The following is a 22,053-nucleotide window of genomic DNA, read 5'->3' on the forward strand; positions in this document are numbered from 1 at the left end:
AGGGTCGCGTCGGGCCGGCGGAGCGGCCGGGAGAGGATGTCCCCATGACGCGACATCTGGACGGCACGGTGGCCCTGGTGACCGGGGCCAGCTCGGGAATCGGCGAGGCGACCGCCCTCGCCCTGGCCGAGCAGGGCGCCGCGGTGGCCCTGGTGGCCCGGCGCAAGGACCGGCTCGACGCGCTCGCCGAGCGGGTGCGCGCGGCCGGGGGAGTGGCCGAGGTGCTCGAGGCCGACGTCGTCGAACCGGCGCAGGCCCAGCACGCCGTCGAGCGCACCGTCGCCCAACTCGGCCGGCTCGACATCCTGATCAACAACGCCGGCGTGATGCTGCTCGGGCCGGCGGTCGGCGCACCGCTCGAGGAGTGGGAGCGGATGATCTCGCTCAACCTGCTCGGGCTGCTGTACTGCTCGCACGCCGCCGTGCCGCATCTCATCGAGGCCGCCGAGACCAGCGACCGGCGGGTCGCCGATCTCGTCAACGTCAGCTCGGTCGCCGGCCGGGTCGCCCGCAGCGGGTCCGGGGTATACAACGCCACCAAGTTCGGGGTCGGGGCGTTCAGCGAGTCGCTGCGCCAGGAGGTGACCGGGCGTCACGTCCGGGTGTCGCTCGTGGAGCCGGGTGCGGTCGAGACGGAGCTGGCCGGGCACAACCGGCCGGAGGTTCTCCAAACGCTGGCCGCCCGGTTCTCCGGAATCGAGCGGATGCAGGCCGGGGACATCGCCGACGCGATCAGCTACATCGTGACCCGACCGCGACACGTGGCGGTCAACGAACTGCTCATCCGACCTACCGAGCAGCAGGGTTGAGCGCCCCGTCCGGCGCGCTGGCCCATAAGCCGAGTCCGGCCGTCCCGAGGGCGGCGGCGGTCGCGAGGATTGCCGCGCGGGGCTTGAGGTAACCCTGCCGTCCGGCCAGGTAGCCGGCCAGGGCGTCGGCCAGGTCGACGGCCGCGTGCCGGCGCAGGATTGCGGGCCGAGCGGCTTCCGCCGCGAGCAGCACCTCCACGGCCAGGGCGGCCTCCCGCACGCCGAACAGCCGGCCGAGGTAAGGGCCGGCCGGGTTCTCCTTGCGGCTTATCCCGAACAGCGCACCGGACAGGGTCGGTGCCAGCCAGGTGCCGGCGGCGAACCCGCCCCGGATCGTGACGACGGCGGTTCGGGCTTGCTCGCGGGACAGGGTCATGACGGTCCTCCGGGGGTCGGCGCGGCTTGCGGTGTGAACGTTGCGAGGCCCAGCTGTTCGCGCACCGGGGTGACCCGATCGCCTCGAGGGCGACCGCCTTGCCCAACCCGGTGCCGCCTCCCGTGATCAGTACCGGTACCCACGACTTCCGGCCGCCGGCCCAGCTCCTCGAAGATCTCGAACAGTTGCCCGTCCATCGCGTCGTCGAACGCGTCGTGTGCGCTCGGGTCGTTGATGACGACGGCGACCGCACCTTCGATGTCGAGCCGGACCCGTCCGCGCACCGGGGCTCCCTCCGCCGGCGCCCAGTCTGGCAGGAACTGGGCCGGGCTGGTCCGGTGGATGCGCGGGCCGTAGGGTCCGCGCTATGCCTGCACTCGCTACCCTCGGGCGGATGGTCGGACGGCCCGGCCGGACGAGCAGTGCCGCACTGGCCCTGTCCGGCATCGCCATCGCCGCGATGCCGCGGCGCACCGCCGCCACGCTCGGGCTCACGGCGTCCTCGGCCCGCGGGCTGGCGGAAACCCGAGCCGGGCTCGGCGGGACGTTCGCGGGGCTCGGGCTGTGGGCCTTCGCCCGCGGTTCCTCAGACGCGTACACGGCGGTCGGGATGACCTGGCTCGGGGCGGCCGCGCTGCGGCTGGCCGCCCTGCGGCTCGACCGCCCGGATCCGGACTGGTCGTACTGGGCCTACCTCGCCGCCGAGCTCAGCCTCGGCGTCGGTGCGGTGGCCGCGGGTGGTCGCCGGGCATCGACCTAGGCTGCCAGCCGTGCGCAGGTCGACGGCCCGGGCCCGGCCCTGGGCCCTCCTGGTGATCGCCGCGGCGGGGTTGTCGGGGATCGGCGCCGCCTTCGCGCTCGTCATCTGGCTGCCGAGCTACCGCCCGGCGCTCCGGCCGGGCGAGCGGTATGGCGTGGACGTGTCGGCGTTCCAAGGGCGGATCGACTGGCCGTCGGTGGCCGGTGACCACATCGGATTCGCCTACATCAAGGCCACCGAGGGCGCGAACTTCGTCGACCCCGAATTCGTGCGGAACTGGGCGGCCGCCGGGTCCGCGGGCCTGGCCCGCGGTGCGTACCACTTCTTCTCGCTCTGCGTCCCCGGGATCGTGCAGGCGCGCAACTTCATGCAGGCGGTGCCCCCGGATCCCGCGGCGCTGGCGCCCGCTCTCGACCTGGAGCTGGCCGGCAACTGCCACGCCCGGCCGAGCGCGGAGACCGTCGCCGCGCAGTTGGCGGCCTTCCTCCAGGCGGTGCAGGCCGCCACCGGTCGTCAGGTCGTTCTCTACCTGGGGAGCGACTTCGCGTACCGATATCCGCTGCCGGTCGAGCAAAGCCAGCCGCTGTGGCTGCGCCGGTTGTTCCGTAGACCCCCCGGCCGGCAGTGGGTCTTCTGGCAGGTCGACGGCAACGCTGACGTCAGCGGCATCACCGGTGACGTCGACCTCGACGTGATGCGCCCGGGCAGCCCCTGAACGAGCCCCCGTTGGTGCCTGGACGGGAGAATCCGGTCATGGAGAGCTTCGAGTTGCAGCACGTGTCGATCCACGGGCACGACCTCGGCTTTCGCCGCGCCGGTGAAGGCCCGGCCGTCCTGCTCATCCACGGCATCGCCGGCAGCTCGAGGGCCTGGCGGCACGTGATGCCGGAGCTGGCCCGCAACTACACGGTGATCGCGCCCGACCTGACCGGGCACGGGGAGTCGGCCAAGCCGCTGGGTGATTACTCCCTGGGCGCCTTTGCCAGCGGACTGCGGGACTTCCTGGGCGTGCTCGGTGTCGAACGAGCCAGCCTGGTCGGACAGTCCTTCGGCGGCGGTGTGGCGATGCAGCTCGCCTACCAGCACCCGGAGTGCTGCGAACGCCTGGTGCTGGTGGACAGCGGCGGGCTGGGTCGACAGGTGAGCTGGATGCTGCGCCTTTTCGCCATGCCCGGGACCGAATACCTGATGCCACTCCTCTTCTCCGCGCTGATTCGCGAACGCGGGGACCGGATCAGCCGGCAGCTGCACGCCCGTGGGATCCGGCCGGCGCGGATCGGTGAGATGTGGCGTGCCTACCACTCGCTGACCGAAACGGAGAGCCAACGGTCGTTCATCCGGACCCTCCGATCGGTCATCGACCCCGGCGGCCAGACGGTCAGCGCGCTGGACCGTCTCTACCTCGCCGCCGGGCTGCCGACGCTGATCGTCTGGGGCGACCGCGACACGATCATCCCGGTGAAACACGCGCATGCCGCCCACGAGGCGATCCCGGGGAGCCGGCTCGAGATACTCGAGGGGGTCGGGCACTTCCCACACGTCGAGGCTCCCGGGCGTTTCCTGGACGTCCTCGTCGACTTCTTTCGGACCACGGAGCCGCACGTGTTCGACTCGGGAGAGCTTCAGGGGCTGCTTCGGCAGCGAGCGGCGACCGGCTGACCGCGGGTCTGCTCCAGCGGGGCCCCTTCGACGAGGGCTTGCTGCAGACGGTTGGCGGTCGCGACGTCCGGCGTTCGTGACGCCAGCACGTCGGCGTAGAGGAACGACTCCCCGAGACGCACCAGCGCGTACGCGAGGGCGTCCGGCTCGATGAGCGGCACCAGGCCGAACTCCGCCATGTCGGCGCGCAGCGATGCGGCGACGAAGGCCACGACCCCGGTCTGCACGCGGCCACGCGGATCGGTGAGGACCCGCATCGTCAGGGCCGGCTCCTCGTCCAGCAGCCGCCGCAGAACCGTGGACTGCGACACGATCGCGTTGACCTCTCGCCCGGTCCCGGGGGTGCGCAGGGCACCGGGCGGCCGCTCCCAATCCCAGCGGCGAGCGGCGGTTCGCAGCGTCCGCTCGGTGAGCAACCAGAGTGCCTTGCTGAGCAGGGCCTCCCGTCCGCCGTGATGGCGGAACAGCGTCACGCGCGACATGCCCAGCTCGTCGGCGAGACCCTGCATGTCCAGCCGCCGACCGTCGAGCAGCCATCGCGCGGCTAGCGCCACCGCCGGCGGACTGTTGGCGAGGTTGACCACCGGGCCCGCGGTCAGTCGGTGCCCGGCGCGGTGGCGGGGGCCGGCCCCGCACCGGCGAAGACCGCGTCGACGATCGCCTGGGCCAGCTCCCCGTACGGGGGCAGGAACGCGTCGATCAGGTCACCGGTCCCGCGGACAACCACGCCGCGCGGATTGGAGAACTCCCGGAACCCTTCGATCCCGTGGTGGCGTCCGTTGCCGCTCTGCCCGACCCCCCCGAAACCGAGCGACGGCAGGCTTCCCTGGGCGGCGCAGGCGTTGACGCACGCGCCACCGGAAGTGGTCTGCCGCAGCACGTGCTCGGCGACTGCCGGGTCCCGGCTGTAGACGTACAGACCCAGCGGTCGCTCGCCGGCGTTCAGCTCGGACAGGGCGTCATCGAGGTCGTCGTAGGGGATGACCGGCAGGATCGGACCGAAGATCTCCTCGTTCATGATCCGCAGGTCCTTCGGCGGATCCACGACCAGCGCCAGCGGGAGCCGCCGCGTCGTGCGGTCGCCCTCGCCGCCCAGTGTGACGATTCGCGCGCCGGCCGATCGGGCCTCGTCGAGCAGCGCGACGATTCGCTCCCAGTGCCGCTCGGTGATGATCCCGGTGCAGTCCGCTGAGGAGGCGTAGCCGGGCAGCTCCGCCGTCACGTACCGCTCGGCATGTTCGACGAAGGCGTCCACCTGCCCCCGCGGAACCAGCACGTAGTCGACCGAGATGCACATCTGGCCGTTCTTGACGAGCTTGGTCCCGACGATGCCGCGAACGCTCTCGGCGTCGACGCTGTCGCTCGCCAGGATGACCGGGCATTTGCCACCCAGCTCGAGCGTCACCGGCACGAGGTTCTCGGCTGCGGCCCGCGCCACTTCGCGTCCGATCGCGGGGCTGCCGGTGTAGAGCAGGTGGTCCCAGCGCAGCGTCGGGAACTCCCGTGCCAGCATCAGGCCGCCGACCGACACCGCGACCCGGTCTTCGGGGAAGGTGTCCGAAACCATCTGACGCAACAGTTCCGCGCAGGCCGGGGTGTAATCCGAGGGTTTGATGATCACTCGGTTACCGGCGGCGAGCATCTCGACCAGCGGTCCGAGCGCCAGCTCGAAGGGGAAGTTCCACGGAACGATGTTCCCGACGACCCCTTTCGGCTGGTAGCGCACACCTGCCCGTGCCGTGCCGAAGAGAGCCGGATCGGTCTGTCGCCCGTCCTCCGCCATCCAGCCGTCCAATGCCTCCACCGCGGCTGCCGCGCGGCCGGCAACGCTGAGGACCTCCACCAGGTCGGTGAACAGCTCCGGATGCACCGCGAAGTCCTCGCTGATCGCCTTCCGGATCGCTTCGCGGTGGCCCAGCATCATGCCGGCCAGTTCGAACAGCTGTCCCTTGCGCTCCTCCGCCGTCGGATACGGATCGGCAAGGAAGGCCTTGCGCTGCGCCGCGTGCAGTCGGTGCAACTCCGCGATTGCCGGCCCGTCGTCGACCGCAGGTGTGCTGGGCGGAGTCACGAGCGTCGTCACGATGCCTCCTGGAGGGTGCGGGTTCGTCCCGGCTCGCGCGCGCGGGCCAGCGAAAACACGCGAATGATACATCTCTCGCTTCTGTTGCAAACCCCCGTCGAGCGGTGCCATGCTGGCGCTCGCCGCCGAGCCCGTCGGGAGCACCATGACCAACAGCGCCGAGACCGCGCCGGAGCACGTCGATGTCGTGATCGTCGGTGCGGGCCTGTCCGGGATCGGAGCGGGCTGTCACCTTCAGACCGAGGCGCCGGGCACCTCGTACGCGATCCTCGAGGCGCGCGATACCAGCGGGGGGACCTGGGATCTGTTCCGCTATCCGGGCGTCCGCTCGGACTCCGACATGTTCACCCTCGGCTACTCGTTCCGCCCGTGGACGGGCGCGAAGTCCATCGCCGACGGTCCGGACATCCTGGGCTATGTCCGGGGAACCGCTGCCGAGCACCGGGTCGATCAGCACATCGAGTACCGGTCCCGGGTCATCCGCGCGGACTGGTCCAGCGAGGACGCACGGTGGACCGTGACCGTTGCGCGGGGGGAGTCGGGCGAGCGCAGCATCAGGACCTGCAGATTTCTCTACCTGTGCTCGGGCTACTACCGCTACGACGAGGGATACACGCCGACGTGGCCCGGCCGCGAGGAGTTCACCGGCGAGATCGTGCACCCGCAACATTGGCCGGACGACCTCGACGTCACCGGCAAGCACGTTCTCGTCATCGGCAGCGGTGCCACCGCGGTCACCTTGGTCCCGGCACTGGCCGAGTCCGCCGCGCGAGTGACCATGGTTCAGCGGTCCCCCTCCTATGTCATGCCGTTACCTGCGGAGGACCCGATCGCGCGCCTGCTGCGCAAGGTGCTGCCCGCGCACCGGGCCTATGCCGCGGTGCGCTGGAAGAACGTGCGGATAGCGACCGCTGTGTACGGCTTCTGTCGCAGGCACCCCGATCGGGCCCGCGCAATGTTGCGGCGGATGGCCGTCAAGCGGCTGCCGCCGGGCTTCGACGTGGACACTCACTTCAATCCGACCTACGCGCCCTGGGACCAGCGGATGTGTCTGGTTCCGCAGGGCGACTTCTTCGCGGCGATCGCGTCCGGCAGGGCCGAGGTGGTCACCGACCACATCGACGCATTCACGGCGCGCGGGCTGCGGCTGCGGTCCGGCCGCGAGATCGCCGCCGACGTGGTGGTCACCGCGACCGGGTTGAACCTGCTGCCGCTCGGCGGGATCGAGCTGACCCTCGACGGGGAGCCGGTGCGGATCCCGGAGCGCGTCGCGTACAAGGGGATGATGCTCGACGGCGTGCCAAATCTGGCGTTCGCCCTGGGATACACCAATGCCTCCTGGACGCTCAAGGTCGACCTTGTCTCGGCCTACGTGGCCCGACTCTTGCGTTTCATGACGCACAACGGCTATGCCTCCGTCACGCCGCGGCTCCCGCCCGAGCCGATGCGGACGACCCCTTTCATCGACATGACGTCGGGATATTTCGAGAGGTCGCGCGGGTTGCTACCCCGCCAGGGGGACCACGCACCCTGGCGGCTCCAGCAGCACTACGGCAAGGATTCGGGGCTGTTTCTCGGGCCCGTAGACGCCGCGGAGCTGGAGTTCCAGCGCAGCCGCGGCACCGCTCGGGTCGAGGTCGCCGGCGGAGGCCCGCACTGAACCTCACGCAGCGGCGCGTCGTGGGCGCGCTCTCCGCCACGGCCGGGGTGGCTGCCGTCCTTCGGCGCAAACGCTCAGCGGGTCTCGACCTGCGCGACCTGACCGGGAAGACGGCGGTCGTGACCGGTGCGGGCTCGGGGATCGGTCGGTCGCTCGCGACCTTGCTCGGCCGGCGGGGTGCGTTCGTCCACGTGGCTGACCTCGACGGAGCAAGCGCCGCGGCCGTCACGCAACAGGTTCGTGCCGCCGGCGGCCAGGCCTTGGCGCACACCGTGGACGTGTCCGACGCCGAGGCGGTCGCACGGTTGGCGGAGGACGTCTTCCAACGGGGCCCGGTGGACCTGCTGTTCAACAATGCCGGCATCGGACACGCCGGCGATGTGGCCGATACGCCGCTGGCGGATTGGCGACGGCTGATCGACGTCAACCTGATGGGCGTCGTGCACGGCCTGCATGCGTTCCTACCGCGGATGCTCGCGCAGGACCGAGCCGCCCGCATCGTCAACACCGCGTCGATGGCTGGGTTCGTGCCGGTCCCTGGGCTGGCCGCGTATTCGGCGACCAAGGCGGCGGTTGTGGGCTTGAGCGACGCTCTGGACATGGAGCTCGCCGGGACTCAGGTCCGGGTGTCCGCGCTGTGCCCAGGGGTCATCGACACGGCCATCGTCAGCACATCGACGTTGCGTGGCGCGTGGGCGGGACGACAGGCTCGGGCGGTTGACCTGTACGCCAAGCGGGGAACGTCGCCCGACATCGTCGCCAAGCAGGCGCTGGCCGGTGCGGCCCGGGGCCGGACCGTCATCGCGACCCCGCGCTACCAGGTCGTACCGCACTGGCTTCTGAAGCGGATGCTCCCGCCGGCCGGCCGCGCGGTGTCGCTCGCCATCCTTCGGTTCGCCAGCAAGGAGGGGTGAGCAGGCGGCTGGCGGGTCAGAAGTAGTGCCGCCTGCCCCCGACCGCCCGGCCGGTGGATCCCAGGAGGACTAGTACGGCTCCGACGATCAGCAGGATGATCCCCAGCGTCCACAAGATCGCAATCTTGGCGACGAAGCCGATCAGGAGCAGAACGATGCCAAGAACGATCATGCCGAGCCTCCTCGGTTGCGGAAACGCGTGCCGTTGTTATGCCCAGGCTGGGGGGCGCCCATGCCATCCGCCGCTCTGGCGTCCATTTCCGGCGACGGGCAGCGGAGGATCGCTCAGGGCTTACCGGACTGCAGGGCGAACCAGATCAGCGGGACCTGGAGCGGGAGCCGGATCCAGGCGAGCACCTTCGTTGTCGCGTCATGCCCCTGCTGGGCGGTGATGGCTTGTTGCAGGTTCGCCGGCCAGATCGCCACGAGCAGGACAGCGGCGGCGACCCCCGCCCAGCGGTCCCGGCGCCACAGCCCGGCGGCACAGGTCAACTCGGCCACCCCGCTGGTTTCCACCAGCCCGGTCCGCCACGGGAGAAAGCGGGGGACGATGGGGGTGAAGGTCGCCGGGTGGACCAGATGGATCACGCCGCTGACGGTGAAGGCGGCCGCAACGATCCAGGGCAGCCGGGAGCCAGTCGCCTTCACCGGCTCACCGTAGGACAGTCGGCCAGGAGCCGAACGAATTCCAGGTCGGCCTAGCTGTCGAAGTTGAGCAGCAGCTACAAGCGATCATGCCCTCTAGCTGGACGTTTGCTCTCGTTGTCAAGGCCGCTAGCTCGCCGTTTGCTCATCTGGGTTCACGCTTCGCCTGTCATCGGGGGCCCGCCCTCGCGGGTCGACCTCTGCCCGGCCCGGCCGCCCAGCAGAGCGGCTCTCGACCGTTTCACGGGTCGATCATTCTGAAGATCGGAGCTTACTGAGCGCTCGCCGGCTCCGACTCGCCTGCTCCGTCGATGATGTTCGTCGTATTCATCGTCAACAACGTCGTCATCGTCAAAGGCAACAACGTCATCGTGCTCGGCACAACGCCGGTATCAGCTGCGCACGAAATCCAGCAGCGGTCGGTGGTCGCCGCGATCCGCGGCCTGGAGCGCGCCGATGTAGGTGCGCCTCGCAGCGCTCGTTGTGATGGTCAGGTTCGCCCGGCCCCATGAGAACCGCTCGCCACCAGCCACCCACACCAGCAGGTCGGTCATCTCGCGCGAGTGCCTGCCGTTGCCGTTGGGGAAGGGGTGGATCTCGACGAGCCGGTGGCGAAAACGGCACGCGGCCTCGTCAAGAGGCATTGGGGTCGTGCCGCTCACCCGGATCCGCGTGTCTGCAACCAGGTTGGCGACGACTTCCGTTATCTGCCACCAGTCGATACCGATGGTTTTGCCGCTGAGCCGGTACTTCCCGGCCCACGCCCAAACGTCGCCGAACATGTCGGCGTGCAGGTCGCGCACCGACCGCTCGGTCAGCAGCCGTTCCAGCGTCAGCTGCTTCCGGCGCCACTCGAGCCGCGCTGCCAGGATGTTCTCGGCCTCGGCCCGGTTGAGGCCCTCGCGGTCCGCGATCCAGCTCGGTAGCAGCTGCTCTCGTTCCTCCGGGTCCAGTGGAGTCCCACCGGGCGGCGCTTCACCAAGCCAGCTCGTCACCGTCGTCGCCTCTCCCTTGCGGCGAGCCGTCAGCGCTGTCGTGTCGTGGTGGACAACGCCCGCGAGTGCTGGGGCACGCGCAGGGCACGCGCAGGGCACGCGATGGCGCCGAGCCGGCGGCCGTTCGATGCCCGGGCACAGTGCGGGCACGCGCGAGACGCGCTCAGGTCCACACCGGCACGCGCAGGGCACACCGAGGGCACGCTCGCGGCGGAAAGTTGTGTCGTGAGCATCCGCGACCCTCGCCTCGCCGAGCGGGCATCGAACGCGCGCGCCGCATCGCTATCGGGGCCGTCGCGAGCGCCGTTCGCCGGGGCGGCGACGAGCCGAGGCCGGGAAGGCGCACCTTCGAACCCGGGCACGGCGCCGCCCGGCATCGCCGGTCACGTGCCTGACTGTCTCTGGACGCACCAGGAGACGGCCGCGTTCCTGCGCATCCCGGACGCCACCTTGCACCAGCTCAACTACAAGGGCACCGGGCCGCGGTCGTTCAAGGTCGGGCGGTACCGGCGCTACGACCCGCTGGACGTTGCGGCATGGCTCGAAGGCACGGGCCTCCGACGCGCCATTCAGGGATTACCTGTCGCCGCACGACTATAGTAGGGGTATCCGTACCTGAGTGGGGAGGCCCGATGAATCTATCGCGGCCGATCTCGTGCGTCGTGCCGACGCTCGATGGGCCAGTGTTCGAGGTGCTGGCGCGGACGGTACAACCACTGACCGGCCGTCAGGTCCATCGGCTCGCGGGCACCGGGTCCGAGGCCGGCGTCCGCAAGGTTCTCGCTCGCTTGGTCGAGCAAGGCCTGGTGAGCGTGACCGAAGCTGGCCCCAGTCTGCTCTACGTGGCGAATCGCGCCCACCTGAGCTGGCCGGCGGTCGAGGTGCTCACGTCACTTCGGAAATCACTACTCGACAGGCTGACGAGTCTGTTTCCCACGTGGGATCCGATTCCCCTGCACGTCAGCGTCTTCGGCTCGGCAGCCCGGCGAGACGGGGGAATGGACAGCGACATCGATCTCTTCGTCCTGCGGCCCGAAGACGTCGGGGAGGACGACGAACCCTGGGCCGGAAACGTCGACCACCTCAGGGAGCATGTCCTGGCCTGGACAGGTAACCGGTGCCGGGTCTTTCAGCTCGACGCCGCCCGGCTCCGCGAGCACGTCCGGGCGCGTGACCCGCTGATTGACGAGTGGCAACGAGACGCAATCACGGTGCACGGCCCCGCCCCGACGACGATCGTCACGCGGCTCGGCGAGCGTCGACGGTCGAGGGCGTCGAGGTGAGCCCCCGTCCCCGCGGCCGGACGCAGCCTTGCGATCGCGCGAGCGCGCAGCAACGACTGCGGGATGCCCAGGCGTTCCTCGCTGTGGCCGATCTCGTCGCGGACGACGGCGACCAGCTGGCAACGCCGTCTGTCACCGCGTCGCTGGCCGTGCTCGCCGGCATTGCCGCCTCGGACGCCGCGTGCTGCGCCGTGCTTGGGCTGAGGGCGCGCGGTGAGGATCATCAACAGGCACTCGATCTCGTCCGTGAGAACAGCCCGGACGGTTTGGCGATGGCGCGCGACCTCGGCCGGCTCCTATCGGTGAAGGACGACGCGCAGTACGGGCTGCTCGGCGTCAGCGCGCAGCGAGCGCGCAGTGCCCGGGGGCAGGCGAGGCGGCTGTTCGAGGCGGCGGACCGCCACGTGCGATGGCGCTGAGACTCAGGCCTGCTCGGCGAGCGGCGCCTCCGGGGCGAAGATCGTGTCGGTTGCAAGCCGGATCTTGTCCTCGGCCGACGGCATGAGGTGTAACGGCACAGTCGGATATCAGAACCATCTGAATGGGGGTCAGTCAGTCCCGGGAAGGGCGGCGGCTGAGGTCGGCGGCTGAGGTCGGCGGCGTAGCTCGTCCAGTCACCCGCGGCGGCGCGTTGCCAGGCGACGGCGACGGTGATGTGGATCCCAAGCATGCGGGCGAGCAGCGCAGCGGGGAGTTCGGTGGCTAGCTGGAACAGCGCGGTGGAATTGGAACTTCCGTGATGTACAAATGGTTGGAGCGACTTCGTCACCGTGGCCCGGTGGCCGAGCCCCGGGTTCTCGCGGTCGGTTTGGTTGCCGCACTCGGCCTGGCGAGTTCGTAGCGCATGCGCGCTACATTGCGGTATACTGTTCCTGAGGTAGGGAGGTCACCGTGGCTGCCAGCACGTCGTTTCGCATCAGCGACACCGCCAAAAGCCGGCTCGCGTCACGCGCCGCGCGCGACGGCGTCACCGCTACATCTTTGCTCGACCAGCTCATCGTCGAGGGGATCGACCAGCTCGATTATTCGGGCATCGTCTTCCGGGGACCGGCGCACGAGCGGCGCGCCGCCCTTGCCGCCGGCCCGGACGTCTGGGAGGTGATCGCGCGCCTGCAGGAACTCGACGGCAGCGAGGAACAGCGGATCAGCATGCTGGCCGCCGAGGTGGATCTGCATCCACGGCTCATCCGGATCGCCCTCGATTACGCCGCTGAGCACCCAGAGGAGATCGGGCGGCGGATCGAGACCAACCGGGCCATGGCCCAGCAAAGCCAGCGGGTGGCACGGCAGCGGGAGGCGCTGCTGGCGTGACCGCCTTCCTCATCGATGAGATGTTCCCCCGGGCCACCGCCGGGCTGCTGCGCGACACCTACGGGCATGACGCGGTCCACGTGGTCGAGGCCGGTCTGCGCGCGGCCGACGACGCGCACGTGGCGATCGCCGCGCGGGCGGACGGCCGCGTGATTGTCACCGAGAACGTCACGGACTTTTCCGCCGAACGTGGCCTGGTGCTGGTGTTCGTCCTGAAGAAGAACCTGCCCGCAGGAGGTGGGCAGGCCGCCGCGCTCGCCATGCTCCTCGACCGCTGGACACATGACCACCCAGACCCCTACCTCGGTCCACACTGGCCGCAAGTGGACTGAGCAACTCCCGCGCGGAGCTAATCGCGGCACAGGAAGAGGTTCTGCGTGTCGGTGCCGGACGTAGGAACGTCCCCCTGATGCGCTGCGGGCTTGGTGTCCCATCGCAGGAGGAGGACGTTCATGGCGGACGGTAGTGGCGTGTCGCGGGGTGATCGCAACCGCAACGCGAAGCTGTCCCGGTTGCGTGAGCTGGTGCCGGTGACGACCGCGATCATCGGAATCAACCTGGCTGACAACAAGCAGACGGTCGTGGTCTGTCACCAGGATTCGAAGGTGCTGGCCCGTCGCACGTTCCGGTGCCGGGCCTGGGATTTGGGGGCCGCGCTGGACTGGGCAGCCGAGCGCGCGGCGGCGAAAGGGTTCGCTGGGGTGACGGTGTCGTACGAGCCGACCGGCCACCGCTGGCGGATCCTCGGGCAACTCGCAGCCGAACGGTTCATGCCCTTCGGCTGTGTGCAGCAATCGCCTTGAGACAAGCGTCTTGCTTACCTGCGAGAGTCGAGCATGCGTTGCATGGAATCGGCCGCCTCGCGCAACAGCGTGGGCATCACGTGTACGTCCGCGGCGTGAAGCTCTCGTCCCTGTGACCCAGGTACTCGGCGACAGCACGGATGGAGACGCCCTGCTCGAGCCAGTTCGAGGCGCAGTAGTGCCGCAACGCGTGCATGCCGTTGTCCCGCGTCGTCGGCACGCCAGCCGCCTTCAACGCCTCCTTCCAATGAACGCGTTGACGTAGTTCTTGTTCAGCGGCTTGCGCTCCCGGCTCGTGAAGACGAGCGTGGCGCTCGCGGTCGGTGCCTTGGGTGCGTCCGGGTCCTTCCACGGCAGCGTCACCTCGATCGGTGGGCACACCCGGATGTGCTCGGCCAGCACCATCGCGAGAGCGTCGGAGAGCGGGACGTCAGGCGTCGAGGAGTACTTCGGCGGGGCGAAGATCAGCTGGTTCGGCACGTACTTGACCTGGCGCACCACGTGGATCGTGCGGCGCAGGAAGTCGATGTCCTCCACGGTGAGCCCGAAGATCTCGCCCTGGCGCAGCCCGGCGCCGGCGGCGACCGGGGGCAACGCCCGGTACCGGTCCGGGTGCGCCGCCATCACCGCCACCACCTGGTCCCGCGACCACGGCACGACCCGACGGCGTGGCACGGTCGGCCTCGACATGGCCGAGGACTGGCACGGGTTCTTTACGATCAGGTCGTCCTCGACCGCCGCCCGCAGGATCGCCGAGAAGTGCACGAAGATCTGCCGGGCCGACGACGGCGCCATCGACGAGCGCAGCCCGGCCAGCCAGGCTTGCACCGCGGACGGCTTGATCGCGCCGAGCGCGACCCTCTCCTAGTTCGGCTGGATGTGTATCCGCAGCCGGAGCTCGACCTGCACCCGGCTCGACGGGTCGAAGGTCTGCGCGGCCAGCCATGGCTGGGCGTACGGCCCGAAGAGCGTCCTCCCACCGGCCGGGTCGAGGTAACGGCCGCGGGCCACGTCGGCGGCCATCAGGGTCACGTACCGCTCGGCGTCCATCTTCCGGTCGAACGACTTCGCGTGCCGCCGCCCGGTGTCGTCGGCGTAGGAAGCGAGCCAGCGCCGACCGGTCCCGTGCCGGGCGGTCTTCACCAAAGACCGTCCGGCCCCGGCTTGAACCACTGGTCGCGTACGTGCGCCACGACCCCAGTTTTAGATGATCGTTTGCTCTACGTTTGCTGAGACGTCGAGGACAGCCGGCAACTAATGAGAACCAACGAGGAGTGTTTCCCCAAGTCAGCGGCCCTTTAGCTCAGATCACCCGAGCCGCAGGGCCCCGCTCACTAGATGTCGTAGTAGAGGGCGAACTCGTAGGGGTGCGGGCGCAGCCGGACCGGGTCGACTTCGTTCGCCCGCTTGTACTCGATCCAGGTGTCGATCGCGTCCTGGGTGAACACGCCGCCTTCGAGGAGAAACTCGTGGTCGGCCTCGAGGGCTTCCAGGACCGCCTCGAGCGAGCCCGGCACCTGCGGCACCGCCGCGTGCTCGTCGGGTGGCAGCTCGTAGAGGTCCTTGTCGATCGGCTCCGGGGGCTCGATCTTGTTGCGGATCCCGTCCAGGCCGGCCATGAGCATCGCGGCAAATGCCAGGTAGGGGTTGCAGGACGGGTCCGGCACCCGGAACTCGATCCGCTTCGCCTTCGGGTTCGAGCCGGTGATCGGGATCCGACAGCAGGCCGACCGGTTGCGCTGTGAGTAGACGAGGTTGACCGGTGCCTCGTAGCCGGGCACGAGGCGCCGGTAGGAGTTCGTGGTGGGGTTCGTCCACGCCAGCAGGGCGGGGGCGTGCCTGAGCAGCCCGCCGATGTAGTAGCGGGCGATGTCGGACAGCCCGGCGTAGCCGATCTCGTCGTAGAAGAGAGGGTTCCCGTCCTTCCACAGCGACTGGTGGCAGTGCATGCCGGAGCCGTTGTCCTGGAAGATCGGCTTGGGCATGAACGTCGCCGTCCGACCCTCCGCCCGGGCCACGTTCTTGACCACGTACTTGAAGACCATGAGGTTGTCCGCGGTCTTCAGCAGGGTGTCGAACCTGAAGTCGATCTCAGCCTGGCCGGCGGTCCCCACCTCGTGGTGCTGCATCTCCACGTCGATGCCGCAGGCGATCAGCTGGCGAACCATTTCCGAGCGAAGGTCGGTGAAATGGTCGGTCGGCGGCACCGGGAAGTAGCCGCCCTTGTAGCGCGGCTTGTAGCCCTTGTTGCCGCCCGGCTCCTCCCGCCCGGTATTCCACGCCGCCTCGACCGAGTCGATGTAGTGGTACGAGGAGTGCGGCGTCGTGTCGTAGCGGATTTCGTCGAAGATGTAGAACTCCGCCTCGGGCCCGAAATAGGACGTGTCGGCGATGCCGCTGCCGAGCAGGTATGCCTCGGCCTTACGGGCGATGTTTCGCGGGTCCCGGGTGTAGGCCTCGCCGGTCAGCGGGTCGTGGATGAAGAAGTTGAGAACGAGCGTCGAGTGGGTCCGGAACGGGTCCATGAAGGCGGTCGACGGGTCCGGCAGCAGCAGCATGTCGGACTCGTGGATCTGCTGGAAGCCCCGGATCGACGAGCCGTCGAACATCAGTCCGTCGGTGAACACCGACTCGCCGAAGTTCTCGGTCGGGAAGGTGAAGTGCTGCATGACCCCCGGCAGGTCGCAGAATCGAACGTCGATGAACTGCACGTCGTTCTTCTTGATGTAGCCGAGAACCTCACCGGCGTCGTTGAACATGCAACCCCTCCCGGGCCCGAAATTAAGCCCCACGACCGTACTGGTCGCGGCCTCGGCCTGAAGGGGTCAACGTATCCAGTGGCGGTTTCCCGGCGGTGACCCGGGTGTTTCCGGCGCGTTACGCCCCGGCCGGCCGGGTAGCGTGCCACGGTGACCAGCCCGCCTCGAGGGGATCCGACTGCGCCGATCCCCGGTGCGACAGCCGGGATCGGCCGGCGGCTCGGGGCCTTCGCCCTGGACGCGGTGGCCAGCGACCTGATCGCACTGTTGTTCGGCCAGGTGGCGTGGTGGAACGCGCTGGTCCTGTTCGTCGAGTACGTAGTGCTGCTCGGCGTCGGGGGCCAGACCCTCGGGATGTTCGCCAGCCGGATCCGGGTCGTCCCGGTTGCCGGCGGGCGGCTCGACCTCCGCTGGGTGCTCGTGCGCACCGTGCTGCTGTTCCTGCTGGTCCCCGCGGTGATCATCGACAAGAGCGGACGCGGCCTGCACGACCGGGCCAGCGGAACCGCGGTCGTGCGGGTCTGACCAGGACCGTCAGAGGACCGTCAGAGGACCGTCAGGACCGTCAGCGCAGGCGGCCCCGTGGCATCCGACCGGGCCGCGGTAGCGGCCCCTTCGGCATCGGCGGCCCCGCGGCCCCGAGCGCGCGCAGCCGGGCCTCCAGCGCGTCGACCTGCTTTGGTCGCAGGTTGCGGGGCAGCTTGGCGACGTGCGCCTGCAGTTTGCGCAGGGTGATCTGACCGTCGGCGTCCCCCACGCTCACGTCGTAGATCGGGGTCTCCGGGGCAACCCGGCTGATCCGTTTCTTCTCCTGCCCGAGCAGCTCCCGAACCCGGGCCGGAGCGCCCTCCCCGACGAGCAGGACGCCGGGGCGCCCGATCGCGCGGTGCACGAACTCGTAGTTGCGGGTGACCGCGACCGCCGGGGTGACCCGCCAGTCGCCGCGCATCGACTGCAGGATGGCCGCCGCCGCGCCGGGCTGGCCCTCCACCTGCGCGTACACCGCCGCGTTCGCCCGTCGCCCGAAGATGGTGGTGCCGAGGACGACTGCGGTCAGCACCCCGAGGATCGCCAGGTAGACCAGGTGGCCGATGAGCACGCCGACCCCGACGAAGACCGCCAGCACGCCGAGCCCGGGGCCGAGCAGGAGCAGCGGCAGCCTCCGATCCCGGGCGTAGGCCAGCTTGTACACGGCCCGGATCTGCGCAAGCCGCTTGGGCTTGTCCGCGTCGGGGGCCGCGGGGGAGCCGGCCGGGGGGGTGCGCGCCATAGGGCGCCAGGATACGGAAGCTCGGCTAGCCCCCGGCTAGCCCCCGACTAGTGCCGCCACATCCGGCAGCGCCGCCGCCTCGATCGCCTGGTGCGCCATCGACCACAACATCGCCCTCTCCCCGTCGGCCACCTGGGCCTGCCAGGCGTTCCGGCGGGCAACCAGCTGTCCGCCGTGGGGGAACAGGAGCAGCGTGGTTTCCCGCGTGATCCGGATGGTTTCGCCGAGCAGGGCTAGCGGCAGTGCTCGCAGGACGGGCATCGGGTGCCTCCTCTCCTCACGCTCACGGTGCCAGTCCAAAGTTGCGGGTTTGTGTCGGTTTCGAAAACGTTAGTCGACGGCGGACGCGGCCGTGCGAGACGCCGACGCGTAGAGCCGGCCGGCGCGGTAGGACGAGCGCACCAGGGGTCCGCTCATCACGCCGGCGAACCCGAGATCCGTCGCGGTTCGCGCGATCGAGTCGAACTCCTCCGGGGTCACCCACCGGGCGACCGGGTGGTGGCGCGGGCTCGGGCGCAGGTACTGGGTGATCGTGACCAGGTCGCACGAGACGCCGCGCAGGTCGGCCAGCGCCGCGTCGATCTCCGCCCGGGTCTCGCCGAGACCGAGGATGAGGTTCGACTTGGTCACCAGCCCGGCGTCGTGGGCGGCCCGCAGAACCGTCAACGAACGTTCGTAGCGGAAACCGGGACGGATCTCGCGGAACAGCCGGGGCACGGTTTCGAGATTGTGCGCCAGCACCTCCGGTGCGGACCCGAATACCTCGGCCAGTTGCCCCTCGCGCCCGGAGAAGTCCGGGATGAGCAGCTCGACCCCGCATCCCGGAACCGCGGCGTGGATCTCGCGCACCGTCTGCGCGTACAGCCACGCGCCGCCGTCCGGAAGATCGTCGCGGGCCACCCCGGTCACTGTCGCGTATCGCAGACCCATGCTGGCCACGCTTGCGGCGACCCGGCGCGGCTCGTCGCGGTCGAGCGGCAGCGGCCGTCCGGTGTCGATCTGGCAGAAGTCGCAGCGCCGGGTGCAGGCGTCGCCGCCGATCAGGAAGGTGGCTTCGCGGTCCTCCCAGCACTCGAAGATGTTCGGGCATCCGGCCTCCTGGCAGACCGTGTGCAGCCCCTCCCGGCGGACCAGCTCGGTCAGCGCGGTGTACTCCGGTCCGAAGGCCGCCCGGGTCTTGATCCACGGCGGTTTGCGTTCGATCGGCGTCGCGCTGTTGCGGACCTCCACCCGGAGCAGCCGGCGCCCCCCGGCGTCAGACATGCGCCGGCTCGAGTCGGATCTCCGCAGCCATGGCTTGCGCCACTTTTTCTTCAACGACACCCCGCGCCTCACCCACCCCGACGGTCTGGCCGAGTTCCCGGGTGAGGCTGGTCACCCCGGCATCGGTGATGCCGCACGGCACGATCCGATCGAACCCGGAGAGGTCCGCGTCGCAGTTGAGCGCGAAGCCGTGCAGGCTCACCCCGCGGGCCACCCGGACGCCGATCGCGGCGATCTTGCGGTCCGGTCCGTCGTCGCGCACCCATACCCCGCTGCGACCCTCGACCCGCCCGGTGGCCAGGCCGAAATGGGCGCAGCTGTCGATCAGGGCCCGCTCGAGCCGCCGTACGTGGGCGACGACGTCGAAGGCCGGCAGCTTGCAGATCGGGTAACCGACGAGCTGACCGGGACCGTGCCAGGTGATCCGCCCGCCCCGGTCGACGTCGATCACCGGGGTCCCGTCGGCCGGGCGCTCCCAGGCCTCGGTGCGTCGCCCGGCGGTGTACACCGGCGGGTGCTCGAGGAGCAGCAGGGTGTCCGGGATCTCGCCGGCCACACGCTGCTCGTGCAGCCGCCGCTGCCAGGCCCACGCCGCCTCGTACCCGACGACCCCGGCGTGCACGCAGACGAGTTCGGCCATGCCACCAGCGTACGGCGGTTGTGGACGGCCGGCGGAATACCGCCAACCGCGTGCTTTCATCCGGGGCGTGCCCGCCATCTGGTCGCTGCCCGGATACACCGTGCTCGCCCCGGAACGCCGCTCTGCGGCTTGGCGCGGCCGGGACGCCCGGACCGGCGCCGAGGTTCGGCTGCTCCGGCTGGCCGCCCGGGACGTCGTCGCGGTCGACGAAGGTTTCGTCGTCGTCACCGATCCGCAGCCCGGGACTGCACCGGCTCCGGTGCCGGTCCGGGATCGCCGGCGCTGGCCGGGGCGGCTCGTCATCGCCGGGCTGCTCGGGCTGGCGATTGCGCTCGGTGCCGCCTGGGGGAGGTCCGCGGCAACCCGCCCGGCGGGCTGGCCCGGCGCCGGCGCGGACTGGACCGGCCTGCTCGGCCGGCTCGACGCCGACCGGGCGGCCGCGTTCGTGACCGCGGACCCCGGCGAGCTGGCCCGGGCCGACGCGGCCGGCTCGGCGCTGCTGTCAGCCGACCTGGCCGGCTTCGCTTCGCTCGGGGCGAGCGGGGCGCACGCCCGCGGTTTCTCGATCCGCGTGCTCTCGGCGCGGGTGGTTGCCGCCGGGCGGGGAACCGAGCTGCTCCGGGTGATCGACACCGCGTCGCCCTACGACCTCCTCGACCGGTCCGGCCGGCTCCTCGAGGCCGTGCCCGGGCGTGGGCCGACGGCATGGCTCGTCACGCTGGTGTCCACCGCCGCCGGCTGGCGGCTCGCCTCGGTGCTGCCGGCGAGCTGAAAGCGGCTACAGAACCGCCGCCAGCGCCCCGTCGAGGTCCGGATGGGTGAAGTCGAAACCGGCGGCCTCGAGGGCCTCCGGCAGCACCCGCGCCGAGGCCAGGACCCCTTCGTCGGCGAAGCCGCCCAGGGCGATCCGCAGCGCGGCCGCGGGCACTACCAGTGCCGCCGGGCGGTGCACGGCCCGGCCGAGGGCCGCGGTGTACTCCCGGTTGCGCACCGGGAGGGGGGCGGTGAGGTTGACCGGCCCCGCCAGGGTGCTATCGGCCAGCAGGAACTGCACGGCCGCCACCAGGTCGGGCAGGGCGATCCAGCTGAACCACTGCCGCCCCGAGCCGAGCCGCCCGCCGAGGCCCAGCTTGAACAGCGGCAGGACCTTGCGCAGGGCGCCCCCGGCGGGCGAGAGCACGATCCCGGTGCGCAGGTGGACGGTCCGCACCCCGGCCTCGGCGGCGGGGGCCGTGGCGGCCTCCCACTCCCGGCACAGGTCGGGAAGGAAGCCCGCCCCGTAGCCGGCCGACTCGTCCACCGGGTCGTCGCCGGTGTCGCCGTAGGCACCGATCGCGGAGCCGCTCAGGAAGACCGCTGGCCGCTCGGTCGCGGCGGCGATCCCGTGCGCCAGGGTGCTGGTGCTGTCGATGCGGCTGGCCCGGACCAGCCGGCGGTATTCCGGGGTCCATCGGTGGTCGCCGATCCCGGCGCCGGACAGGTTGACGACGGCGTCGGCGCCGGCCAGCAGGGCCGGGTCGAGATGGCGGCGCTCCGGCTGCCAACCGTCGGACCCGCGGACCAGGATCCGCACGTCGTGGCCGGCGGAGCGCAACGCCCGGACCAGCGCGGTGCCGAGGAAGCCGCTGGCGCCGGACACGACCACGTTCATGGTCAGAGCCCGAGCTCGCCCTCGAACTCCCCGGCCTCCAGGCGCTCCTTGACCGCCGTCAGCATCCGCGCCGCGTCGGCGCCGTCGACCAGGCGGTGGTCGTAGGTGAGGGCCAGGTACACCATGTGCCGGATGGCGACGACGGCCCCGTACTCGGGGTCCTCGACGACGACCGGCCGCCGCACGACGGTCCCAGTGCCGAGAATGCCCACCTGGGGCTGGTTGATGATCGGGGTGTCGAACAGGGCGCCGCGGCTGCCGGTGTTCGTCAGCGTGAAGGTTCCGCCGCCCAGCTCGTCCGGGGAGACCTTGTTCTCCCGGGTCCGGGCGGCCAGATCGGCGATGTTGCGGGCCAGGCCGCCGAGGTTGAGGTCGCCCGCGTCGTGGATGACCGGGACGAGCAGCCCCCGATCGGTGTCGACGGCGATCCCGAGGTGGACCCCCTCGTGGTAGGTGACGGTGCCGCCCTCGAGATCGATCGAGGCGTTCACCTGCGGGTACTCCTTGAGCGCCGCGCAGGTCGCCGTGGCGAAGAACGGCAGGAAGGTCAGCTTCACCCCCTCCCGGGCTTCGAAGTCCGCCTTGGCGGCATCCCGCAGCCGGGCGACGCGGGTGAGGTCGGCTTCCACCACGGTGGTCAGCTGCGCGGAGGTCTGGAGCGACTCGGTCATCCGGGCGGCGATGACCTGGCGCAGCCGGGACAGCTTCTCGGTGCGCCCCCGCGCCACCGGCGCCGGCGAGCTCGGCCGGGTGGCGGCCGCGGGACGCGGCTCGGCCGGCTCGGCCTTCCGCCCGGGGACCGCGGCCCCACCGGGGCGGGCGGCGTCGAGCACGTCCTGCTTGCGGATCCGGCCGCCGACCCCGGTGCCGGAGAGCTGCTCCAGATCGACCCCGTGCTCTGCGGCGAGCTTGCGGACCAGGGGGGTCACGTAGGCCCCGACCTCGCCGGCCGGCTCGTCCGGTGCCGCGGGCTCCGGCTCCGCCTCGGCGGCGGGCTCCGGCTCCGGCTCCGGCTCGGCGGCGGCCGCCGGCTTCTCCTCGGCCGCCGGCTTCTCCGCCTCGGCCGCCGGCTTCTCCGCCTCGGCCGCCGGCTTCTCCGCCTCGGCCGCCGGCTTCTCCGCCTCGGCCGCCGGCTTCTCCGCCTCGGCCGCCGGCTTCTCCGCCTCGGCCGC

The 22,053-nt window shown here is 70.6% G+C and carries 31 protein-coding genes; 14 read left to right on the top strand and 17 right to left on the bottom strand.

Translation table 11 applies throughout. The features are described 5' to 3' along the window. Nucleotides 1-44 precede the first annotated feature (44 nt). The gene (locus VNG13_06575; protein HVA60184.1) at nucleotides 45-809 is read left to right on the top strand and encodes an SDR family NAD(P)-dependent oxidoreductase; all 765 of its coding nucleotides are present in this window, start codon (nucleotides 45-47) and stop codon (nucleotides 807-809) included. Here the strand turns inward: VNG13_06575 and VNG13_06580 are convergent. Further along, complete coding sequence (locus VNG13_06580; GenBank protein ID HVA60185.1) at nucleotides 790-1,185, bottom strand: hypothetical protein; 396 nt, start codon at nucleotides 1,183-1,185, stop codon at nucleotides 790-792. The genes VNG13_06575 and VNG13_06580 overlap by 20 nt on opposite strands. Next, nucleotides 1,182-1,469 carry a hypothetical protein gene (locus VNG13_06585; protein ID HVA60186.1) on the bottom strand — a complete coding sequence of 96 codons (288 nt, stop codon included), beginning with the start codon at nucleotides 1,467-1,469 and terminating at the stop codon, nucleotides 1,182-1,184. Before VNG13_06585 ends, VNG13_06580 begins: the two co-directional genes overlap by 4 nt. Before the next feature lie 83 nt (nucleotides 1,470-1,552). On the opposite strand from VNG13_06585, the gene VNG13_06590 reads away from it, so the two are divergent. Genes VNG13_06590 through VNG13_06600 form a run of 3 tightly spaced genes read left to right on the top strand, consistent with a single transcriptional unit; the run spans nucleotide 1,553 to nucleotide 3,604 of the window. Beyond that, entirely contained in the window at nucleotides 1,553-1,945 is a 393-nt protein-coding gene (locus VNG13_06590; protein HVA60187.1) for a hypothetical protein, read from the top strand. A gap of 10 nt (nucleotides 1,946-1,955) precedes the next feature. After that, on the top strand, nucleotides 1,956-2,660 hold the full coding sequence (locus tag VNG13_06595) for a GH25 family lysozyme (GenBank protein HVA60188.1): 705 nt from the start codon (nucleotides 1,956-1,958) through the stop codon (nucleotides 2,658-2,660). Between the two features lie 38 nt (nucleotides 2,661-2,698). Continuing rightward, nucleotides 2,699-3,604 carry an alpha/beta fold hydrolase gene (locus VNG13_06600; protein ID HVA60189.1) on the top strand — a complete coding sequence of 302 codons (906 nt, stop codon included), beginning with the start codon at nucleotides 2,699-2,701 and terminating at the stop codon, nucleotides 3,602-3,604. Here the strand turns inward: VNG13_06600 and VNG13_06605 are convergent. Both VNG13_06605 and VNG13_06610 read right to left on the bottom strand, forming a co-directional pair. Continuing rightward, on the bottom strand, nucleotides 3,568-4,188 hold the full coding sequence (locus VNG13_06605) for a QsdR family transcriptional regulator (GenBank protein HVA60190.1): 621 nt from the start codon (nucleotides 4,186-4,188) through the stop codon (nucleotides 3,568-3,570). The two genes, VNG13_06600 and VNG13_06605, sit on opposite strands and share 37 nt — an antisense overlap. An 11-nt stretch (nucleotides 4,189-4,199) precedes the next feature. After that, nucleotides 4,200-5,687 carry an aldehyde dehydrogenase family protein gene (locus VNG13_06610; GenBank protein HVA60191.1) on the bottom strand — a complete coding sequence of 496 codons (1,488 nt, stop codon included), beginning with the start codon at nucleotides 5,685-5,687 and terminating at the stop codon, nucleotides 4,200-4,202. A 145-nt stretch (nucleotides 5,688-5,832) separates the two neighbouring features. On the opposite strand from VNG13_06610, the gene VNG13_06615 reads away from it, so the two are divergent. Together VNG13_06615 and VNG13_06620 are read left to right on the top strand one after the other, a co-directional pair. After that, nucleotides 5,833-7,347 carry an NAD(P)/FAD-dependent oxidoreductase gene (locus tag VNG13_06615; protein HVA60192.1) on the top strand — a complete coding sequence of 505 codons (1,515 nt, stop codon included), beginning with the start codon at nucleotides 5,833-5,835 and terminating at the stop codon, nucleotides 7,345-7,347. Nucleotides 7,348-7,367: 20 nt separating this feature from the next. Continuing rightward, nucleotides 7,368-8,261, top strand: coding sequence for an SDR family NAD(P)-dependent oxidoreductase (locus VNG13_06620; GenBank protein HVA60193.1), 894 nt, complete (start codon nucleotides 7,368-7,370; stop codon nucleotides 8,259-8,261). Nucleotides 8,262-8,277: 16 nt separating this feature from the next. On the opposite strand, the gene VNG13_06625 is transcribed toward VNG13_06620, so the two are convergent. The 3 genes from VNG13_06625 to VNG13_06635 form a co-directional block, all read right to left on the bottom strand. Continuing rightward, complete coding sequence (locus VNG13_06625) at nucleotides 8,278-8,433, bottom strand: DUF6131 family protein (protein ID HVA60194.1); 156 nt, start codon at nucleotides 8,431-8,433, stop codon at nucleotides 8,278-8,280. Nucleotides 8,434-8,546: 113 nt separating this feature from the next. Further along, nucleotides 8,547-8,909, bottom strand: coding sequence for a hypothetical protein (locus VNG13_06630; protein ID HVA60195.1), 363 nt, complete (start codon nucleotides 8,907-8,909; stop codon nucleotides 8,547-8,549). 389 nt (nucleotides 8,910-9,298) lie between these two features. Then, nucleotides 9,299-9,901: a mobile mystery protein B gene (locus VNG13_06635; GenBank protein ID HVA60196.1), complete on the bottom strand. Its 603-nt coding sequence runs from the start codon at nucleotides 9,899-9,901 to the stop codon at nucleotides 9,299-9,301. A gap of 387 nt (nucleotides 9,902-10,288) precedes the next feature. Between VNG13_06635 and VNG13_06640 the strand changes: the two genes are divergently transcribed. The 6 genes from VNG13_06640 (at nucleotide 10,289) to VNG13_06665 (ending at nucleotide 13,298) form a co-directional block, all read left to right on the top strand. Beyond that, on the top strand, nucleotides 10,289-10,501 hold the full coding sequence (locus tag VNG13_06640) for a helix-turn-helix domain-containing protein (protein HVA60197.1): 213 nt from the start codon (nucleotides 10,289-10,291) through the stop codon (nucleotides 10,499-10,501). A gap of 32 nt (nucleotides 10,502-10,533) precedes the next feature. After that, nucleotides 10,534-11,184, top strand: coding sequence for a nucleotidyltransferase domain-containing protein (locus VNG13_06645; protein ID HVA60198.1), 651 nt, complete (start codon nucleotides 10,534-10,536; stop codon nucleotides 11,182-11,184). 83 nt (nucleotides 11,185-11,267) lie between these two features. Continuing rightward, nucleotides 11,268-11,603: a hypothetical protein gene (locus VNG13_06650; GenBank protein ID HVA60199.1), complete on the top strand. Its 336-nt coding sequence runs from the start codon at nucleotides 11,268-11,270 to the stop codon at nucleotides 11,601-11,603. 472 nt (nucleotides 11,604-12,075) lie between these two features. Beyond that, nucleotides 12,076-12,495 (top strand): hypothetical protein, encoded by a 420-nt coding sequence (locus tag VNG13_06655; GenBank protein HVA60200.1) that lies wholly within the window; start codon nucleotides 12,076-12,078, stop codon nucleotides 12,493-12,495. Continuing rightward, nucleotides 12,492-12,827, top strand: coding sequence for a DUF5615 family PIN-like protein (locus tag VNG13_06660; protein ID HVA60201.1), 336 nt, complete (start codon nucleotides 12,492-12,494; stop codon nucleotides 12,825-12,827). Before VNG13_06655 ends, VNG13_06660 begins: the two co-directional genes overlap by 4 nt. A gap of 120 nt (nucleotides 12,828-12,947) precedes the next feature. Then, the gene (locus tag VNG13_06665; GenBank protein ID HVA60202.1) at nucleotides 12,948-13,298 is read left to right on the top strand and encodes a hypothetical protein; all 351 of its coding nucleotides are present in this window, start codon (nucleotides 12,948-12,950) and stop codon (nucleotides 13,296-13,298) included. 76 nt (nucleotides 13,299-13,374) lie between these two features. Here the strand turns inward: VNG13_06665 and VNG13_06670 are convergent, their stop codons facing one another. From VNG13_06670 to glnA, 4 genes are all read right to left on the bottom strand, one after another. Next, on the bottom strand, nucleotides 13,375-13,518 hold the full coding sequence (locus VNG13_06670) for a tyrosine-type recombinase/integrase (GenBank protein HVA60203.1): 144 nt from the start codon (nucleotides 13,516-13,518) through the stop codon (nucleotides 13,375-13,377). 11 nt (nucleotides 13,519-13,529) lie between these two features. Further along, on the bottom strand, nucleotides 13,530-14,126 hold the full coding sequence (locus tag VNG13_06675) for a tyrosine-type recombinase/integrase (protein HVA60204.1): 597 nt from the start codon (nucleotides 14,124-14,126) through the stop codon (nucleotides 13,530-13,532). Between the two features lie 36 nt (nucleotides 14,127-14,162). Continuing rightward, nucleotides 14,163-14,441 carry a hypothetical protein gene (locus VNG13_06680; GenBank protein ID HVA60205.1) on the bottom strand — a complete coding sequence of 93 codons (279 nt, stop codon included), beginning with the start codon at nucleotides 14,439-14,441 and terminating at the stop codon, nucleotides 14,163-14,165. A gap of 191 nt (nucleotides 14,442-14,632) precedes the next feature. Next, the gene (gene glnA, locus VNG13_06685; GenBank protein ID HVA60206.1) at nucleotides 14,633-16,057 is read right to left on the bottom strand and encodes a type I glutamate--ammonia ligase; all 1,425 of its coding nucleotides are present in this window, start codon (nucleotides 16,055-16,057) and stop codon (nucleotides 14,633-14,635) included. A gap of 150 nt (nucleotides 16,058-16,207) precedes the next feature. Between glnA and VNG13_06690 the strand changes: the two genes are divergently transcribed. Beyond that, nucleotides 16,208-16,582, top strand: coding sequence for an RDD family protein (locus VNG13_06690; GenBank protein HVA60207.1), 375 nt, complete (start codon nucleotides 16,208-16,210; stop codon nucleotides 16,580-16,582). A 40-nt stretch (nucleotides 16,583-16,622) separates the two neighbouring features. On the opposite strand, the gene VNG13_06695 is transcribed toward VNG13_06690, so the two are convergent. From VNG13_06695 to lipB, 4 genes are all read right to left on the bottom strand, one after another. Then, on the bottom strand, nucleotides 16,623-17,327 hold the full coding sequence (locus VNG13_06695) for a DUF4191 domain-containing protein (protein HVA60208.1): 705 nt from the start codon (nucleotides 17,325-17,327) through the stop codon (nucleotides 16,623-16,625). Nucleotides 17,328-17,363: 36 nt separating this feature from the next. Further along, the gene (locus tag VNG13_06700; GenBank protein ID HVA60209.1) at nucleotides 17,364-17,588 is read right to left on the bottom strand and encodes a hypothetical protein; all 225 of its coding nucleotides are present in this window, start codon (nucleotides 17,586-17,588) and stop codon (nucleotides 17,364-17,366) included. A 69-nt stretch (nucleotides 17,589-17,657) separates the two neighbouring features. Then, nucleotides 17,658-18,590 carry a lipoyl synthase gene (gene lipA / locus VNG13_06705; GenBank protein HVA60210.1) on the bottom strand — a complete coding sequence of 311 codons (933 nt, stop codon included), beginning with the start codon at nucleotides 18,588-18,590 and terminating at the stop codon, nucleotides 17,658-17,660. Continuing rightward, nucleotides 18,583-19,230, bottom strand: a complete 648-nt coding sequence (gene lipB / locus VNG13_06710; GenBank protein HVA60211.1) for a lipoyl(octanoyl) transferase LipB — start codon at nucleotides 19,228-19,230, stop codon at nucleotides 18,583-18,585. Before lipB ends, lipA begins: the two co-directional genes overlap by 8 nt. 67 nt (nucleotides 19,231-19,297) lie before the next feature. On the opposite strand from lipB, the gene VNG13_06715 reads away from it, so the two are divergent. Further along, entirely contained in the window at nucleotides 19,298-20,002 is a 705-nt protein-coding gene (locus VNG13_06715; protein HVA60212.1) for a hypothetical protein, read from the top strand. Between the two features lie 6 nt (nucleotides 20,003-20,008). Here VNG13_06715 and VNG13_06720 read toward each other — a convergent pair whose 3' ends face one another. Both VNG13_06720 and sucB read right to left on the bottom strand, forming a co-directional pair. Then, entirely contained in the window at nucleotides 20,009-20,881 is an 873-nt protein-coding gene (locus VNG13_06720; GenBank protein HVA60213.1) for a TIGR01777 family oxidoreductase, read from the bottom strand. A 2-nt stretch (nucleotides 20,882-20,883) separates the two neighbouring features. After that, nucleotides 20,884-22,053, bottom strand: a 1,170-nt coding sequence (gene sucB / locus VNG13_06725) for a 2-oxoglutarate dehydrogenase, E2 component, dihydrolipoamide succinyltransferase (protein ID HVA60214.1), incomplete at its 5' end; no start/stop codon positions are given.

Source organism: Mycobacteriales bacterium (genome assembly GCA_035533475.1).
GTDB lineage: Bacteria > Actinomycetota > Actinomycetes > DATLTS01 > DATLTS01 > DATLTS01.

What these genes read in the sequence shown, in the direction of transcription:
- VNG13_06600 (HVA60189.1), top strand. Translation starts at nt 2,699, where the DNA reads ATGGAGAGCTTCGAGTTGCAGCACGTGTCGATCCACGGGCACGACCTC.
- VNG13_06615 (HVA60192.1), top strand. Translation starts at nt 5,833, where the DNA reads ATGACCAACAGCGCCGAGACCGCGCCGGAGCACGTCGATGTCGTGATC.
- VNG13_06695 (HVA60208.1), bottom strand. Translation starts at nt 17,327, where the DNA reads ATGGCGCGCACCCCCCCGGCCGGCTCCCCCGCGGCCCCCGACGCGGAC.
- VNG13_06580 (HVA60185.1), bottom strand. Translation starts at nt 1,185, where the DNA reads ATGACCCTGTCCCGCGAGCAAGCCCGAACCGCCGTCGTCACGATCCGG.
- VNG13_06665 (HVA60202.1), top strand. Translation starts at nt 12,948, where the DNA reads ATGGCGGACGGTAGTGGCGTGTCGCGGGGTGATCGCAACCGCAACGCG.
- glnA (HVA60206.1), bottom strand. Translation starts at nt 16,057, where the DNA reads ATGTTCAACGACGCCGGTGAGGTTCTCGGCTACATCAAGAAGAACGAC.
- lipA (HVA60210.1), bottom strand. Translation starts at nt 18,590, where the DNA reads ATGTCTGACGCCGGGGGGCGCCGGCTGCTCCGGGTGGAGGTCCGCAAC.
- VNG13_06720 (HVA60213.1), bottom strand. Translation starts at nt 20,881, where the DNA reads ATGAACGTGGTCGTGTCCGGCGCCAGCGGCTTCCTCGGCACCGCGCTG.
- VNG13_06625 (HVA60194.1), bottom strand. Translation starts at nt 8,433, where the DNA reads ATGATCGTTCTTGGCATCGTTCTGCTCCTGATCGGCTTCGTCGCCAAG.
- VNG13_06700 (HVA60209.1), bottom strand. Translation starts at nt 17,588, where the DNA reads ATGCCCGTCCTGCGAGCACTGCCGCTAGCCCTGCTCGGCGAAACCATC.
- VNG13_06575 (HVA60184.1), top strand. Translation starts at nt 45, where the DNA reads ATGACGCGACATCTGGACGGCACGGTGGCCCTGGTGACCGGGGCCAGC.
- VNG13_06590 (HVA60187.1), top strand. Translation starts at nt 1,553, where the DNA reads ATGCCTGCACTCGCTACCCTCGGGCGGATGGTCGGACGGCCCGGCCGG.
- lipB (HVA60211.1), bottom strand. Translation starts at nt 19,230, where the DNA reads ATGGCCGAACTCGTCTGCGTGCACGCCGGGGTCGTCGGGTACGAGGCG.
- VNG13_06645 (HVA60198.1), top strand. Translation starts at nt 10,534, where the DNA reads ATGAATCTATCGCGGCCGATCTCGTGCGTCGTGCCGACGCTCGATGGG.